The following is a 15720-nucleotide window of genomic DNA, read 5'->3' as shown; positions in this document are numbered from 1 at the left end:
ACGACTAACGGTAGGTATCCCACTTCACAGATTTCACGCCGATCACCACAGCTGCGACCGCCCAGAGCGTGGCAATTGCCAGTGATACGCCTGCGCTTCCGGCAACGTCGGCAGATTCAGCCACGATCTCGCCATACGTAGATCCTGACCATCCGATAAACGAGACATCAAAGACGGCGGCGAACGGAGTGCGATCAATAATGCGCAAGATAAGACCGTCGGCGGCATTGGCAAATAATGGCCGGAAGGTGCTGAGCGATCCCATAGCCAGCAACATGACCGGCATCGACGTGATCTGCGCAGCTTCCGCATTACGAGTAAACGAACTCGTCCACAAAGCCAGACCAGAAGAAATCACGAGTCCCAAAATCGTAGCGAGGGCGATAACAAGGATATTCTCCGGCATAGGCACACCCAGCGCGAGGAAAACCCCAATAAGCAGCGCACCAGAGAACAATGAAATCACTGCACCAGGAATGCAGATAGCCAACAAAATCTCGGCGTCTAGGGCCTCACCGGTGCGAAGTCGCTTCAAGACACCTTCGTCGCGACGCGTCGTTATCATCGACAACACCGAGTAGAACTGAACCAACATCATGGTCATGAGCAGGAACGTTTCGTAATGTGAGGCGCCTGCGACGGTGGTCAGGTTGTCGCGACCGCCTGTCACGAAGAACATGAATACCGGCATGCCCAGTGGAAACAGCACTGCCATATACATCAGAAGTTTGTTGCGCCAGAACTGCAGCCATTCGGCCTTCGCCAGTGCGGAAATACGTGCAAAACTCATTTACTTCTCCTCGGTGGTGTTGTGCTGACCCGCCACAGACATGAAGACGGATTCAAGATGCGCAGGCTCGGCCGCAAAACCCTGCAGCTCAATGTCGTTGTCGTGTGCCCACGTCAGCAGACGCAAGGTGTCTGCCTGCAGATTCTTCGTTTCAATCCGAAGTTCGGTCTCTTCCTGGACCACAACCGCGCCTGGGAAGTCCGGCAGTTGCACGCTTTGCGACGACACCTGCCCCGGCAGTTCCGCCTTCAACACTGAATTCACGCTGGCTACCAATTCGCGCAGTGTTCCTGACTTTTGAATTGCGCCCTCATGCATGATGGCGATGCGGTCGCACAGGAACTGAGCTTCTTCGAGGTAGTGAGTAGTCAGCATCATGGTGACGCCCTGCTTCTTCAGGCGAAGGAGCAGTTCCCACGTATTGCGACGACTTTCTGGGTCAAGTCCTGTTGTTGGCTCATCGAGAAAGAGAATCGTTGGGTTGCCCAATAAAGCGCAGGCAAGATCCAGGCGGCGCTTTTCGCCTCCTGACAATGCTCCAACTTTAGTGTCGAGACGATGTGTGAGGTCGACGTCGTGAAGCACTTCGTCGATTTCGCGCGGATTTGAGCATGTTCCTTGCCACATGGTCATCGTTTCGGAGACGCTGAGCTGCTGCGGGAGGCCCCCGGATTGCAGCATGATGCCTAACTGTGGGCGAACCAGTCGGCGATCATCGTGTGGGTCGGCTCCCAGTACGGTGACAGTGCCTGCGGTTGGGCGGGCAAGGCCTTCGATGAGTTCGAGGGTTGATGTTTTGCCGGCACCGTTGGTTCCGAGGAGCCCGAACACTTCACCTTCATAGACCTCGAATGAGATCGAATCGACAGCGGTGTGGGGGTCCTTGTTATTGCTTTCGCTGCCCTTTCCGTAGACGCGCGTGAGGTTGGCGACCTCAATCACCGAGACTGTGCGGGTCTTAGCACTGGGCGCCGTGAATGCGTGATCAGAAGGTTGAGGCTGTTTGCTGTTCATGACTCTTATGATTCCGCGCAAAAGGGCTGGTAAACAGTGTCGCGAATCATGAAACAAGCGCAGAAATGTCATGACTTAGGCATGACAAATGTCATGTGCTTCTGGTGTCGCGGAGCTCCCCCAGAAACGACTTATTGCCCGCTTCTTCACCTGATGGTTCGGATGCCGAAGCCAAGAAGTGAAAATGCGGGCAATTAGTGGGGGCTAAGGAGAGTGAGAGCTAGCGAGGCAGGAACTAGCAATTACTCCTCGTCGCGAGCTTCGCCGGTCACCGCCAGCGAATCGCCATCTTCGGCAACCGTGACAATCACTCGGTCACCGTCGCGGACATCGCCAGCCAGCAGACGACGAGCCAACTCGTCACCGATCGCCTTCTGCACCAGTCGACGCAGCGGACGAGCACCATACGCTGGGTCGTAGCCACGCTCGGCTAGCCAATCCAGTGCCTCGTCGGAAACATCGAGGACCAGTCGACGTGCATCCAGTCGCTTCGCCAAGTCACCGACCTGGATATCAACGATGCCACGCAGCTGCTCAGCCGACAGGGACTCGAAGATCACCACATCATCCAGACGGTTAATGAACTCTGGCTTGAACGCCGACTTCACCGCCGCCATCGTCTGCTCTCGGGTACCGCCAGCACCCAGGTTGGACGTCAGAATCAGAATCGTGTTGCGGAAGTCCACGGTACGACCCTGTCCATCGGTCAAACGTCCTTCGTCCAGAACCTGCAGGAGGACGTCGAATACGTCGGGGTGAGCCTTTTCCACTTCGTCGAAAAGCACAACCGTGTACGGACGACGACGGACAGCCTCAGTCAGCTGACCGCCGGCATCGTAGCCGACGTATCCCGGAGGGGCACCGATCAGACGTGCAACAGAGTGCTTCTCGCCGTACTCGGACATATCGATGCGGACCATCGCGCGCTCATCATCGAAGAGGAACTCCGCGAGTGCCTTCGCCAGCTCCGTCTTACCAACACCCGTTGGACCGAGGAACAAGAAGGAACCGGTCGGACGATTCGGATCCGCCACTCCCGCACGGGAACGTCGAACCGCATCAGACACAGCCTCGACAGCTTCGCGCTGGCCAACGACTCGGTTGCCCAGCACCGACTCCATCTGCAGCAGCTTCTCAGTTTCACCCTGCATCATCTTGCCGGCTGGAATGCCAGTCCAGGCAGAGACCACCTCGGCAATCTCCTGAGGGCTGACCTCCTCGTTGAGCATCGACTCGCCCTGCGACTGCTCGACGGACTTCTCAGCCTCTGCGAGCTTCTTCTCCAGCTCAGGGATACGCCCATATCGCAGCTCTGCGACACGACCGTAATCGCCTTCACGCTCCGCCTTCTCCGACTCAGTGCGCAATGCATCGAGTTCCTCACGAATCACGCGAACGTCTTCGATGGAGCCCTTCTCGTTCTGCCAGCGTGTCTTCAGTTGGGTGAGGCGCTCACGCTCATCAGCGAGTTCCTCACGCAACTTCTCCAGCCGTTCAGCGGAGGCGACATCGGTTTCCTTCTCCAATGCCATCTCTTCGATTTCAAGACGACGAACAATACGCTCCGCCGAGTCGATTTCTTCTGGCGACGAGTCGATTTCCATGCGCAACCGTGACGCAGCCTCGTCCACGAGGTCGATGGCCTTGTCCGGCAGGAAACGGGACGTGATGTAACGATCCGACAGGGTTGCAGCTGCGACCAACGCAGAGTCCTGAATACGCACACCGTGGTGGACTTCATAGCGCTCTTTCAGACCACGCAAGATACCAACGGCATCTTCCACGGAAGGCTCACCAACGAAAACCTGCTGGAAACGACGTTCCAGCGCGGCATCCTTTTCGATGTACTTGCGGTACTCGTCCAACGTGGTCGCACCGACTAGGCGAAGTTCACCACGAGCCAGCATCGGCTTAATCATGTTGCCCGCATCCATCGACCCATCACCGGTGGCACCTGCGCCAACAATGGTGTGGATCTCATCGATGAAGGTGACGATCTGACCGTCCGATTCCTTAATCTCGTCCAGAACAGCCTTCAGACGCTCTTCGAACTCACCGCGGTACTTCGCACCAGCGACCATCGAACCCAGGTCAAGGCTCATCAGAGTCTTACCCTTCAACGACTCCGGCACATCGCCTGCGACGATACGACGCGCAAGACCTTCCACAATCGCGGTCTTACCAACACCCGGCTCACCAATCAGCACAGGGTTGTTCTTCGTACGGCGGCTAAGCACTTGCACGACACGACGAATTTCGGCGTCACGGCCAATAACCGGGTCAATCTTGCCCTCACGAGCGCGAGCCGTCAGGTCCGTGGCGTACTTCTCTAGAGCTTGGTACTGCTCTTCTGGATTATCCGTGGTCACACGGCGATTACCACGCACCGACGTCAACGCACCGCGAAGCGCCTCAGCCGTAGCGCCGGATTCTGCGAGCACCTTGCCCGCATCGTTTGAACCCGTTGCAATACCGATGAGCAACACTTCCGTCGAGACATACTCGTCTCCAAGTTCGCCCGCCAGCTCTTCCGCGGCCGTAATAGCATTCAGCGCATCGCGGTTAAACTGAGGATTCGCCATATTGGAACCCGATGCCTTTGGGTAACCGTTAACCAGCTCACGAGCACGCGTGAGCACACCATCCGGGTTAACTCCCGCAGCTTCCAGCAGTGGCGCAGCAATCCCGTCCTCCTGCTCCAGCAGCGCTACCAGGAGGTGGCCTGGCCGGATATCAGGATTACCTGCCGACGACGCCGACTTCAGCGCCGCCTGCAAAACCTCATTCGTCTTTGTGGTTGGTGTGAAGCTCATGTTTTCCTCCTTGTTTAGTTGCGAGTCTACCGTCACCTTGAGTTAGATACACTCAACTTCGCTTCTTACTCTCCATAACGCTCCACACATTGAGTCTGTTCCACTCAACCCTGAAAGTTGATGTGAGTTAAACCACATCGGGCATTAATATCGACTCGACATAACTTTGGCGACATTCGCGTCCCGCACTAGCCACTATCCCAAGAACATCTCTATAACGATTCAGCACATTGTTTCCACGCCATTCCATCCGGCATTACGACGGTTCCCCACTAACTACGCTGGTCATCGACGGTTCTTGTGCGTCGAAAGAAGATATTGCCCGGGCGAGAGACGTCGGAAAGCACAAACTACCCCTTTATGACGAGCGGGTTCCTGGATTCTTGATTACGCTCGTGAATGAATCTTCTTCTTCCTTACCGAAAGGATCTGTATGAATACCGAGCAGGCAAAAAAGATGACCGAGGGCAAGGGCTTCATCGCCGCACTGGACCAGTCCGGCGGATCCACGCCTAAGGCTCTCGGCCTGTACGGCATCACCGAGGACGCATGGTCTAACGAAGATGAGATGTTCGACCTGGTCCACGAGATGCGTACCCGTATCATCACCTCCCCTTCGTTCAACTCGGATTCCATCATCGGCGCAATCCTGTTCGAGCAGACCATGGATCGCGAGATCGAGGGCATCCCAACCGCTCAGTACCTGTGGGAGAAGAAGGGCATTGTTCCTTTCCTGAAGACCGATAAGGGCCTTGCAGATGCAGAGAATGGCGTTCAGCTGATGAAGCCATGCCCAGGTCTGGACGAGCTGCTCGAGCGCGCTGTCGCTAAGGGCATCTTCGGCACCAAGATGCGTTCCTTCATTGCTGAGGCAAACGAAGAGGGCATTAAGGCAAACATTGCTCAGCAGTTCGAGTTCGGCAAGCAGGTTCTGTCCCACGGTCTTGTTCCAATCCTGGAGCCAGAGGTAGACATCAACGCTGCTGACAAGGAGCAGGCTGAAGCTATCGTCCGCGACGAAATGCTGAAGGGCCTCGACGCTCTGCCAGAAGACCAGCAGGTCATGATCAAGGTCACCATCCCAACCGTTGATAACTTCTACGCTCCACTGATCGAGCACCCACGCGTCATGCGCGTTGTCGCTCTCTCCGGTGGTTACGAGCGCGAGGATGCAAACGCACGCCTGGCTCGCAACAACGGCATGATTGCTTCGTTCTCCCGCGCACTGTCCGAGGGCCTGAGCGCTAACCAGTCCGACGAAGAGTTCAACGCAACGATGGCTGACTCCGTCAAGGGCATCTACGACGCTTCGGTTTCCTAATCGATTCGTCTCGGTTCCTTGGTAGGTAGCTCTTTTAGCTACGTACGATGAACGCCTTGGCCGTACTTCCCTTTCGTGGTGAGTGTGGCCAGGGCGTTTTTGCGTCAATCACCTGGTCATTCACCTGGACATTGAGCCACTTATGACCGAGCCTGCAACAAATTCAGCGATAATTCGCCGTTAAATGTTGCAGGCTCGGTCATAAGTGCGCATGAGGAGTGCGGGCGGTAGTTATTCCGCGTTCGCAGCCTCAGCGTTTGCAGACTTGCTACCGACTGCTTCAGTGCGCGCTTCCTTCGGCCCAATATGGCCAGGTCGCAGGTGTCCTTCGTCATTCACACCATGGCCACCGCGTTCGGCACCACCCTTGCCATCGCGACGCACCCATCGAGGACGTGGCCCTAAGTGGATGCGATCACCCAGCTCGCTCAGGTCTCCGAAATGTGGCCACTCGCCGAAGTGCTCTGGCGTCTCGTACACACGGCCTGGCGAGTAATCGTCTTCGTCCACGCCTTGTGGCAGCGTCGTCGGCAAGCCCTCGTAGCGGCCCTTAATACCGGTCTTCTGCAGGAAGATGCCAAGAATCAAGACCACGACCAAACTCGCCATCGACTGCAGGAACTCTCCGCGCGTCGCTTCGCGGATACCCATGGTCACCAGGATGACCACAATGAGGCCAGTGACGAGTGCTGGAATGACAGGCCAACCGAACATCTTGAAGGTCAGGCCACCCGCGCCAGCAAGCTCGCGTTCGAAGCGTGGTCGCAGCTTGATCTGCGACAAACCAATGAATACGTAGACGAACAACACCACTGCACCAGAGCTATTGACGAGATAGATGAAAATGGTGTCTGGCCAAACATAACCAGCAGCAATACAGATGAAGCCAACGATGGATGAGAAGAAGATGCCACCGGTTGGCACGCCTCGCTCGTTCACTCGGGTCATCCACGCTGGCGCATCGCCGTTGCGGCCCTGGGTAAAGATCATGCGGGACGCCGTGTACAGGCCCGAGTTCAAGCAGGACAGCACCGCAACCAGCACGATGAAGTTCAAGATATCTGCGGTATACGGGACACCCATCGCATCAAGTGCAGTAATGAACGGCGATACACCAGCTTCGTAGCTCGTCCACGGGAGAATCGATACCAGCAGCGCAGTGGAGATAACGAAGAACGCGAGAATACGAACAACGACTGTCTGAGTCGTGCGACGAATCGCATCAGCTGGGTGCGAGGACTCAGCAGCTGCGATGGTCACAAGCTCTGCACCGGTCATCGAGAAAATAACCGTGACGACGCCGACAAAGATCGCTGACACTCCATTTGGAACGAATCCGCCGTGGTCCCACAGGTTCGAAACCTGGGCAGCATCGCCCACGTTGCCACTCCACAGACCCGCCAAGAATGCGAAGCCCGCGATGATGAACGCCACAATGACGACGACTTTGATGCCAGCGAACCAATACTCGGCCTCACCAAAGCTCTTCACGGAAAGAAGATTGACGGCGATCATCGCCGACAAAATGACGACTGCTGTGATCCATTGGGGGATTCCTGGTACCCATCGCGCGATAAGTTCGCCACCGACGACCGCTTCGATGCCGACCACGATCACCCAGAAATACCAGTACAACCAGCCGGTGGAAAATCCCGCCCAGCGCCCGAAAGCCATACGCGCATAATCCACGAAAGAGCCGGTAGACGGCTTAGCAACGGCCATCTCGCCCAGCATGCGCATGACAAGATACACGATGATGCCAGCTACGGCGGTGGTCACGATTGCCGCCGGGCCTGCGACAACGATCAGACCCGAAAGACCTACGAAGAAGCCTGCACCAATTGTGCCACCCATGGAAATCATGGTGAGGTGCCGTTTCGAGAGGTCAGAACGAAGTTCTTCGTTCTCGACCACCCCTTCTGCTGAGTTCATACAAGTCATGCGTTGCCTCTCTCGCTGCTTTCCAGCTGCTATCTAGCTGCCGTCCAATTCAGGTTTAACTACGCCTTATTGGTGTGATTGGGAACACATTAACGCTGGGCAAATTAGATCCAAATCGCCAAAGTGTCGAAATACGGCAATTTCATTCACTCAAATGTCGATAGCGTGCGTCACCATTTTCACGCCAAAGTGATTCACAACACATCAATTGCTCCCAGTAACAAAGAGCAGAAACTTAGAAAGGAGCTCCCCATGGCTGGAGTCGACCTTCCACAGACCCGTCTCGTGTCCACAGAGATCCCAGGCCCGAAGTCCAAAGCCCTCTCCGAGCGCGCAGCAGCAGTGCTGCCAGCAGGTTTGGGTGCAGCGCAACAATCCTGGGCGTACCGCGCAGGTGGCGGCATCGTGGAGGATGTCGACGGCAACCGACTCATCGACCTCGGTTCCGGCATTGCGACGACGACCGTCGGCAACGCAGATCCGAAGGTAGTCGCTGCCGCGAATGCTCAGGCTGAGCTCCTGACTCACACCTGCTTCCTGAATCAGCAGTATGAGCCGTACTTGGCGCTCGTCGAAAAGCTGGTGGAGATCATGCCGCGCTCGGGTGAGAAGCGTGCTGCGCTGTTCTCGACCGGTGCAGAGGCGTTGGAGAATGCGGTGAAGTACGCGCGTGCCTTCACCGGTCGCGGTGGCGTTGTGGTTTTTGACCACGCTTTCCATGGACGTACGAACATGACCATGGCCATGACTGCAAAGAACAATCCGTACAAGAAGTCGTTCGGCCCTTTCCCTGGCGAGGTCTACCGCGCGCCAAGCCCCTACGCATACCGCTGGCCAGGTGGCGAAGAGGAAGCAGCTGATGGTGCGATGGCGCAGCTAGAGCTCATCGTTGATGCACAGGTCGGTGCCGAGAACATCGCTTGTGTGGTGCTGGAACCAATTCAGGGCGAGGGTGGCTTCATCGTTCCGCCAGAAGGTTTCCTGACCAAGCTCGCGGCATTCTGCCAGGAGCGTGGCATTTTGTTCGTCGCTGACGAAGTGCAGACCGGCATCGCCCGCACGGGCTCGATGTTCGCGGTGGAGCATGAGGGCGTGGAGCCAGACCTGATGACCTTGGCGAAGGGGCTCGGTGGTGGCTATCCAATTGCTGCAGTGGTTGGTCGCGCCGATGCAATGGATGCGCCGCACCGTGGCGGTATCGGTGGTACCTATGCTGGCAACCCAGTTGCATGTGCTGCAGCCCTTGAAGTTCTGAACGCATGTGAGCGCGACAATTTGCCACAGCGCGCGCAGGAGGTCGGCGAGATCATGACCACCAAGCTCACGGACGCACAGAAGTCGAATCCAGCAATCGGCGATGTTCGTGGCCGGGGCGCAATGGTGGCGGCGGAACTCATCGTCCCTGGTGGCAAGACCCCCGATTCAGCAAAGGTGGCGGCTGTTGCGCGCGCCTGCGAACAGCGTGGCGTGCTGGTATTGACTGCCGGCACGTACGGCAACGTACTGCGACTGCTGCCACCGCTGTCGATTTCGAACGAACTATTGAACGAAGCAATGGACATTTTGGTCGAGGAACTGGCGAAGTAGTCATTTCTTACACCTGTGCTTTTTCCTACACCTGATCATTTTTCTGAAAGGACTTTTCTCATGACGTACACCCACTCCCAGCTCATTGGTCTCGATTCCATGCTTACTCTGGAGGAACGCCAGATCCGCGACACCGTTCGTGAGTTCTGCGACCGCGATCTGCGCCCACACATCGAAGAGTGGTTCGAGGATCACACCATTCCACGCGATCTGGGTCCCGTTTTCGGCCAGATGGGTGTGCTCGGTATGCACCTGGAAGGTTACGGTTGTGCGGGCACCTCGGCAGTTGCTTACGGCCTGGCGTGCATGGAGCTGGAGGCTGTTGACTCTGGTATCCGTTCCTTCGTGTCCGTTCAGGGCTCGCTGGCAATGTACGCCATCTGGAAGTGGGGCTCTGAGGAGCAGAAGCAGAACTGGCTACCACGCATGGCCGAGGGTGAAGCAATCGGTTGCTTCGGCTTGACCGAGCCTGATTTCGGCTCGAACCCAGCAGGTATGCGTACGTTCGCGAAGCGCGATGGCGATGACTGGATCCTCAACGGCACGAAGATGTGGATCACCAACGGTTCGCTTGCCGACGTCGCCGTCGTCTGGGCGCAGACCGACGACGGTTACGCTGGCTTCCTCGTTGAAAAGGGCATGAAGGGCTTCACCACCCACGACATCGAGCGCAAGATGTCGCTGCGCGCATCCATTACCTCTGAGCTGGTGCTTGACGACGTCCGTGTCCCGGACTCCGCTCGCCTTCCAGAGGTCAACACACTGCGTGGTCCACTGTCGTGCCTGAACGAAGCACGCTTCGGCATCGCATTCGGTGCGCTTGGTGCTGCTCGTGACTGCATTGACCAGACTCTGGAGTACGTCAAGGAACGTAAAGTCTTCGACAAGTCACTCGCTGCTTACCAGCTGACCCAGGCGAAGCTTGCAGACATGGTTCTGGAACTGGACAAGGGCATGCTGTTGGCATTGCAGATCGGCCGTATGAAGGACGAAGGCACCCTGCCAAAGGAGTCCATTTCCCTGGGCAAGCTGAACTCCACTCGTGAAGCTATCAAGATTGCTCGTCAGTGCCGTACCTTGCTGGGTGCTTCTGGCATTACAACTGAGTACTCCCCTATTCGACACGCGAATAACCTCGAGTCGGTTCTGACCTACGAGGGCACCGCTGAGATGCACCAGCTGATTCTCGGCAACGCACTGACCGGAGAGGCAGCATTCCGATGAGCCCAGCATTGATTGAACACCTCATCGGCGGTGAGTGGGTCGCCGGTGCTGGTCAAGAGTTTTCGTCTACCTCGCCTACGCGTCCCGATGAAGTCATTGCAGCAGGACGTTTGGCCACTGCTGAACAGGTCGAATTGGCACTAGCAGCTGCCAATGAGGCTCGTGCTGCATGGGCATCGATGCCTATCGCAGAGCGCGCCACCATTTTGAAGCGTGCTGCCGAGATCATCCGCGACAACGCCGATGCGTGGGGCCACGAGCTGTCTGAGGAAGAGGGCAAGACCCTCGCAGAAGGTGTCGGTGAGGTGAATCGTGCTGCGGCGATTCTGGATTTCCAGGCGACCGAAGCGACCCAAGACGCAGGCGAAATTTACCACTCTCCACGCGCTGGTGAACGAATCGAAGTTGTGCGTCGCCCAGTAGGTGTTGTCTCGATGATTACGCCATTCAACTTCCCTATCGCTATTCCAGCATGGAAGGCCGCACCAGCACTTATTCACGGAAATACGATGGTGTGGAAGCCAGCGCAGTCGGTTCCGCTGCTCGCGGTTCGCCTTGCTCAGGCTCTTGACCAGGCTGGATTGCCTGCGGGTGTGCTGAACCTCGTGGTCGCGCCGTCGTCAGCTACAGCTGTGCTGCAGGAAGACGAGCGCGTCAACGCATTAACGTTTACCGGTTCGACGAAGGTCGGACGCATGATCGCATCGAAGTGCGCTGCAGTGGGTATCCCGGTGCAGGCAGAACTCGGTGGCAAGAATCCTGCGATCGTGCTGGCAGATGCTGATCTATCGCACGCAGCAACGCAAGTTATCAATGGTGCGTTCAATTCGACTGGTCAGAAGTGCACAGCGACCTCACGTGTCGTTGTTGTCCGCGAGGTCGCTGAGGCGTTTACGAAGGAACTCCTCGAGCAGCTTTCTAAGCGTGTCACCGGCGATCCGCTGGCAGAAGGCGTTGCTATGGGTCCGCTTATCGACGCCGGTTCCCGTGACTACATCGTTGATGCTGTGGCGGATTCCGTCGGCAAGCAGGCAGAAGTCCTGGTTGGTGGCGGGAAGCTGGAGATTGACGGGTGTCCCGGCGGGTACTTCATGGAGCCGACTGTGGTGAAAGTGGAGTCGACGGATCATCGCCTGTGGGTTGAGGAACTGTTCGGGCCGGTGTTGTCGTTACTCGTGGTGGAGGATGCCGACGAGGCATTCGAAGCTGCGGACTACGGCGAGTACGGGCTGTCGGCGGCGGTATTCACGGATTCGCTGGCGGCAACGTTTGATGCGTCGGAGCGTCTTGAAGTGGGTATTTTGCACGTGAACTCGGAAACTTCTGGTGCAGATCCGCATGTGCCGTTCGGCGGTGCGGGCGCGTCCGGATTCGGGCCGAAGGAACAAGGTCGGGCGGCACGCGAGTTCTTCACGCGGACAACGACGATGTACCTCGGTCGGTGGCCTCGATGACGAGCGGCGCGCCTGAAGCGGGTGCGGGTGCAGTCAAGGGCGCTGGTGCGGGGTCTGAAGCAGGCGCGCTCGATGGGATCGTCGTCGCGGATTTCTCGCGGGTTCTCGCAGGCCCGTACGTCACGATGATGATGGCGGACTTGGGCGCGGAGGTCATTAAGGTCGAGCGTCCTGGCGTTGGTGATGACACTCGCGCCTGGGGCCCGCCGTATGGCCCGGACGGTCAGGCGACGTATTTTGCGTCGGTGAATCGCAATAAGAAGTCCGTGTCCCTGGATTTGCGCAACCCAGATGATGTTGCACGTGCCCGTGAACTGGCGCTGCGCGCAGATGTGGTTATTGAAAACTTTCGGCCCGGCACCATGGATCGTCTCGGGCTGGGTTATGAAGAGTTGTCGAAGGAAAATCCGCGTCTCGTCTACGCTTCCCTGTCGGGTTTCGGTGAGGGCAAAGGTGCTCGCCTGGGTGGATACGACCTGGTTGTGCAAGCCACGGGTGGCCTCATGTCTATTACTGGTCAGGGGCCGGGCGAGGAAGTAAAGGTCGGCGTCGCGGTTGTCGATGTGCTGACTGGTCTGCATCTCGCATTTGGCGTCTTGGCCGCATTGCGCCACCGCGATGCGACGGGCGCAGGTCAGCGGGTCCACACAGATTTGCTGTCGTGCTCACTATCGTCGCTGGTTAACCAGGCTTCCGCGTTTCTGGGTGCAGGCAAGGTGGCGTCGGCGATGGGTAATCGGCATCCGTCGATTAGCCCGTACGAGGTGTATCCCACGGCCGATCGTAAGCTTGCTGTGGCCGGTGGCAATGATTCACTGTTCGCTCGGTTTGTGACGGTTCTCGGTGTGCCCACGCTTGCCGACGATCCTCGTTTCGTCACCAATCCCCTTCGTGTGGAAAACCGCGAGGAGTTGCGGGTGTTGTTGGAGCAGGCATTGGCCGCAAAAGGCGCGGATGAATGGTTCGCGGAACTAGCTGAGGTGGGTGTTCCTGCAGGTCCGGTCAACAATATTGAGGAGGCTTTCGAGTTTGCGGCCTCTCTCGGATTGGAACCGCGAGTCGAGATTGATGGTGTGCCAAGCGTGCGTAATCCGCTGACGTTTTCGGAAACTCCGGCGACGTATCGGACACCACCACCAAAGCAGGGCGAGTAAAGAGGACTCACTACTAGTGACGCAGCTTCGCGGCCCGGAATGCGAGCCACAGTTCGGCTCGTAGGTCCGGGTCGTCGAGGCTTGCGCCGACGATGTCTTCAATGCGGTCGGCGCGGGTGCGCGCAGTTTGCCGGTGTATTCCCAGTTTGCGTGCCATCGCCTCAAACCGACCGTTGGAGTCAATGAAAGCTTCGGCTGCTTCTACGAGGTCGTCGTTATGTGCGACGTCATGTTCGATGAGCTTGCGGTAGGCGCCACCGGTGAGAATGTGGTGAGCTGCGCCGTCGTTAAGTAGGCCGAAAATGAGGTCGTGAGCTGGCATTTCTTCGATTGATCGGAGGGCGCCAACGGCGGCCTCTTTTGGTAGCGCGACTTCAGCTTGGTTTACGGTAAGCGCGGCTTTGTGCAGGGCGACGCGGGCACCGATGCCAATGCTGACTCCGATGCTGCGTGCCGACAGGCGTTTCAGAAGGGTGCGCGCAATCGCTGGTGCGCCATCGTGGATGGCGACAAAGGAATTGCGTGACGAAGCTTCCGCCAGCAAGAATCTCACGCCAAGACCTTGGAGTTCCTCCGTGAGAAGTTCGGTGTCGAGGTTCCGACCGCGAATATATAGACCATGAACGGAAGTGTCCTGGTCAAGGCCGAAAAGTGCGAGGTTATCTGCGCTGGGAGTCTCGCCATGGATGAGGTCGGCCATGGCTTGCTTGCGCAGCCGTTCCTCGGCGACGTGTACTGCCAGTGACCGCGACCGGGATAGTGAGATGATAGCGGCGGCATAGCTGACCAGAAGCCGGTCGGATTCATCGAATTGCCTGGATGAGTCAATGATAAGCGCGCCTTGACCGACGACTGCGCCGGTCAGTGGCTGTACGAGACGAGCACCGCGAGCGTGAATCTTCGATCCTGAAACCTGTGGTGAATACGGTGGCGGGGTCAACGTGGTGGCGATGAGCTGGGTTTCGCCCGCACTGGCGGTGACACCGCCGTGGTTGTCCACGACAATGACCACCGCGTCAAGCTCGCGTGCGAGATCTTTGACTACTTGAACGATGCCAGCGCGCAGCATCGTGCGGACGAGGTTGCTCTGCGTCGTAATGAGGTTGGACAGTCGACGCACACGTGATGCCGTGATGTCCTCGGCCACGGCACGCACCACCGTGGTGAACGGAGTGTCCGCATTGACGGCAAGAACGGGGAAACCAATGTCTTCTCCCCTACGTATAAGCACGTCAGGGACAGTTTCCCATCGACCTCCGGTATCAACGGCAACCGCGCATGCACCGGCTCGCTTCAGCTTGTCTATCTGGTCGGCGAGATGAGAATCGTCGTCAAGAAATTGGTAACCAGACGTCAACACCAAGGTGCCGGGTGCAATCCAGCGGTCGGAGTCGACGCGGTCGATCGCGTGTGCCCACTCAACTGGCGTGACGCGGGCGGTGTCGAATGCACTGAGCAGTGTCAGACCCAGGTCCGGGCGGGCTGACAGAGATGCGACGGTTAGTTTCACTCCCGTTCCTTGTCGCGAATCTCGAGGACCGGGATCTCCTTACGCAAGCGGGAGATTTCGTTCAGATCAATGTCGACCATCACAAACTGCTGGTCGTAGCCTGCGGAGCCGAGAACATCCCCGTCCGGGCTGGCTACGAATGAATGACCAACACCGGTTGGGCCTTCTGGCCTGCCTGCCTTCGCGGCGCCACCCGGTCGGGCTGCACCGGTGGCCGCGACGAAGCACGTCGAGTCGAGTGCTCGCGCAGACACGAGCGTCTGCCATTGGCGCACCTTGCCGGGGCCATCGTTCCACGACGCCGGCAATGCGATGACCTGTGCACCAAGCTCTGCGAGACTGACAAATTGCTCCGGGAAACGCACATCGAAGCAGGTAGACAGGCCCAGCGACACTGATCCAGATTCTTCGTTGCGAACAGGAATGTCCACCACAACCAGGCCCTCGCCCGGCGCGACGGTGTCCGATTCGTTGTAACCAAACGCATCGAAAAGGTGGCGCTTGTCGTAGTACTCGACAAACGGCGAACCGTCTTCCTCCGGCCCCGCGCACAGCAGCGTATTGAAGATACGATTGCGCTCTTTACCATCCCGCACCACGGTGTCTGCCGGACGGAACATACCCACCACAACCGTCACGCCTGCTGCAGCAGCAGCCTCGGCAATCTCGGTAGCCCACGGGCCATCGAGCGGCTCCGCAACCGTGTCCAACCTGCCGGCCCCAAACGCCTTCATCGTGGCTTCTGGGAAAACCAGCAGGTCAACCTGATTATTTTTGCCCCGCTCGATTGCCTCGAGCACGGCAGATTTGTTGTCCTGGGGATCGTCGGAAAGCAGTAGCTGAACCAGTGCGATACGCATGCGCCCAGGTTACCGACTCCCACGGATTGTCGAGGCGGGTTCGGCGAAGTTA

11 protein-coding genes are annotated in these 15720 nt (G+C 57.8%); 5 read left to right on the top strand and 6 right to left on the bottom strand.

Annotated features, from left to right (window positions below; translation table 11 throughout):
• Positions 1-4 precede the first annotated feature (4 nt).
• The 3 genes from WG934_RS08605 to clpB all read right to left on the bottom strand — a co-directional run bounded on the left by WG934_RS08605 (position 5) and on the right by clpB (position 4617).
• Positions 5-790: an ABC transporter permease gene (locus tag WG934_RS08605; RefSeq protein WP_339989770.1), complete on the bottom strand. Its 786-nt coding sequence runs from the start codon at positions 788-790 to the stop codon at positions 5-7.
• Positions 791-1804 carry an ABC transporter ATP-binding protein gene (locus WG934_RS08600; RefSeq protein ID WP_339989769.1) on the bottom strand — a complete coding sequence of 338 codons (1014 nt, stop codon included), beginning with the start codon at positions 1802-1804 and terminating at the stop codon, positions 791-793.
• A 242-nt stretch (positions 1805-2046) separates the two neighbouring features.
• A complete protein-coding gene (gene clpB / locus WG934_RS08595) occupies positions 2047-4617 on the bottom strand; it encodes an ATP-dependent chaperone ClpB (RefSeq protein WP_339979815.1) in 2571 nt (856 codons plus the stop codon).
• A gap of 433 nt (positions 4618-5050) precedes the next feature.
• Here clpB and WG934_RS08590 point away from each other — a divergent pair, with 433 nt between their 5' ends.
• Positions 5051-5938, top strand: coding sequence for a fructose bisphosphate aldolase (locus tag WG934_RS08590; protein WP_339979814.1), 888 nt, complete (start codon positions 5051-5053; stop codon positions 5936-5938).
• Positions 5939-6169: 231 nt separating this feature from the next.
• On the opposite strand, the gene WG934_RS08585 is transcribed toward WG934_RS08590, so the two are convergent.
• Positions 6170-7870: an amino acid permease gene (locus WG934_RS08585; RefSeq protein ID WP_339989767.1), complete on the bottom strand. Its 1701-nt coding sequence runs from the start codon at positions 7868-7870 to the stop codon at positions 6170-6172.
• Between the two features lie 261 nt (positions 7871-8131).
• Here WG934_RS08585 and gabT point away from each other — a divergent pair, with 261 nt between their 5' ends.
• From gabT to WG934_RS08565, 4 genes are read left to right on the top strand one after another with little or no spacing between them, the layout of a single operon-like run.
• Positions 8132-9466: a 4-aminobutyrate--2-oxoglutarate transaminase gene (gene gabT, locus WG934_RS08580; protein WP_339989765.1), complete on the top strand. Its 1335-nt coding sequence runs from the start codon at positions 8132-8134 to the stop codon at positions 9464-9466.
• Positions 9467-9526: 60 nt separating this feature from the next.
• Positions 9527-10690, top strand: a complete 1164-nt coding sequence (locus WG934_RS08575; RefSeq protein WP_339989764.1) for an acyl-CoA dehydrogenase family protein — start codon at positions 9527-9529, stop codon at positions 10688-10690.
• Positions 10687-12144 (top strand): aldehyde dehydrogenase family protein, encoded by a 1458-nt coding sequence (locus WG934_RS08570; protein ID WP_339989761.1) that lies wholly within the window; start codon positions 10687-10689, stop codon positions 12142-12144. The genes WG934_RS08575 and WG934_RS08570 overlap by 4 nt, the downstream gene beginning before the upstream one ends.
• Complete coding sequence (locus WG934_RS08565; protein ID WP_339989760.1) at positions 12141-13298, top strand: CaiB/BaiF CoA transferase family protein; 1158 nt, start codon at positions 12141-12143, stop codon at positions 13296-13298. The genes WG934_RS08570 and WG934_RS08565 overlap by 4 nt, the downstream gene beginning before the upstream one ends.
• A gap of 13 nt (positions 13299-13311) precedes the next feature.
• Here the strand turns inward: WG934_RS08565 and WG934_RS08560 are convergent, their stop codons facing one another.
• Complete coding sequence (locus WG934_RS08560; protein ID WP_339979804.1) at positions 13312-14808, bottom strand: PucR family transcriptional regulator; 1497 nt, start codon at positions 14806-14808, stop codon at positions 13312-13314.
• On the bottom strand, positions 14805-15668 hold the full coding sequence (locus WG934_RS08555; RefSeq protein WP_339979802.1) for a nitrilase-related carbon-nitrogen hydrolase: 864 nt from the start codon (positions 15666-15668) through the stop codon (positions 14805-14807). Before WG934_RS08555 ends, WG934_RS08560 begins: the two co-directional genes overlap by 4 nt.
• Between the last annotated feature and the right edge of the window lie 52 nt (positions 15669-15720).

Source organism: Corynebacterium sp. H78, assembly GCF_037572275.1.
Lineage (GTDB): Bacteria > Actinomycetota > Actinomycetes > Mycobacteriales > Mycobacteriaceae > Corynebacterium.
This window is presented reverse-complemented; position numbering and strand designations above follow the sequence as displayed.

Bases quoted from the DNA above. Each gene is read 5' to 3' on its own strand.
- WG934_RS08605 (WP_339989770.1), bottom strand. From the start codon at position 790: ATGAGTTTTGCACGTATTTCCGCACTGGCGAAGGCCGAATGGCTGCAG.
- WG934_RS08600 (WP_339989769.1), bottom strand. From the start codon at position 1,804: ATGAACAGCAAACAGCCTCAACCTTCTGATCACGCATTCACGGCGCCC.
- clpB (WP_339979815.1), bottom strand. From the start codon at position 4,617: ATGAGCTTCACACCAACCACAAAGACGAATGAGGTTTTGCAGGCGGCG.
- WG934_RS08590 (WP_339979814.1), top strand. From the start codon at position 5,051: ATGAATACCGAGCAGGCAAAAAAGATGACCGAGGGCAAGGGCTTCATC.
- WG934_RS08585 (WP_339989767.1), bottom strand. From the start codon at position 7,870: ATGAACTCAGCAGAAGGGGTGGTCGAGAACGAAGAACTTCGTTCTGAC.
- gabT (WP_339989765.1), top strand. From the start codon at position 8,132: ATGGCTGGAGTCGACCTTCCACAGACCCGTCTCGTGTCCACAGAGATC.
- WG934_RS08575 (WP_339989764.1), top strand. From the start codon at position 9,527: ATGACGTACACCCACTCCCAGCTCATTGGTCTCGATTCCATGCTTACT.
- WG934_RS08570 (WP_339989761.1), top strand. From the start codon at position 10,687: ATGAGCCCAGCATTGATTGAACACCTCATCGGCGGTGAGTGGGTCGCC.
- WG934_RS08565 (WP_339989760.1), top strand. From the start codon at position 12,141: ATGACGAGCGGCGCGCCTGAAGCGGGTGCGGGTGCAGTCAAGGGCGCT.
- WG934_RS08555 (WP_339979802.1), bottom strand. From the start codon at position 15,668: ATGCGTATCGCACTGGTTCAGCTACTGCTTTCCGACGATCCCCAGGAC.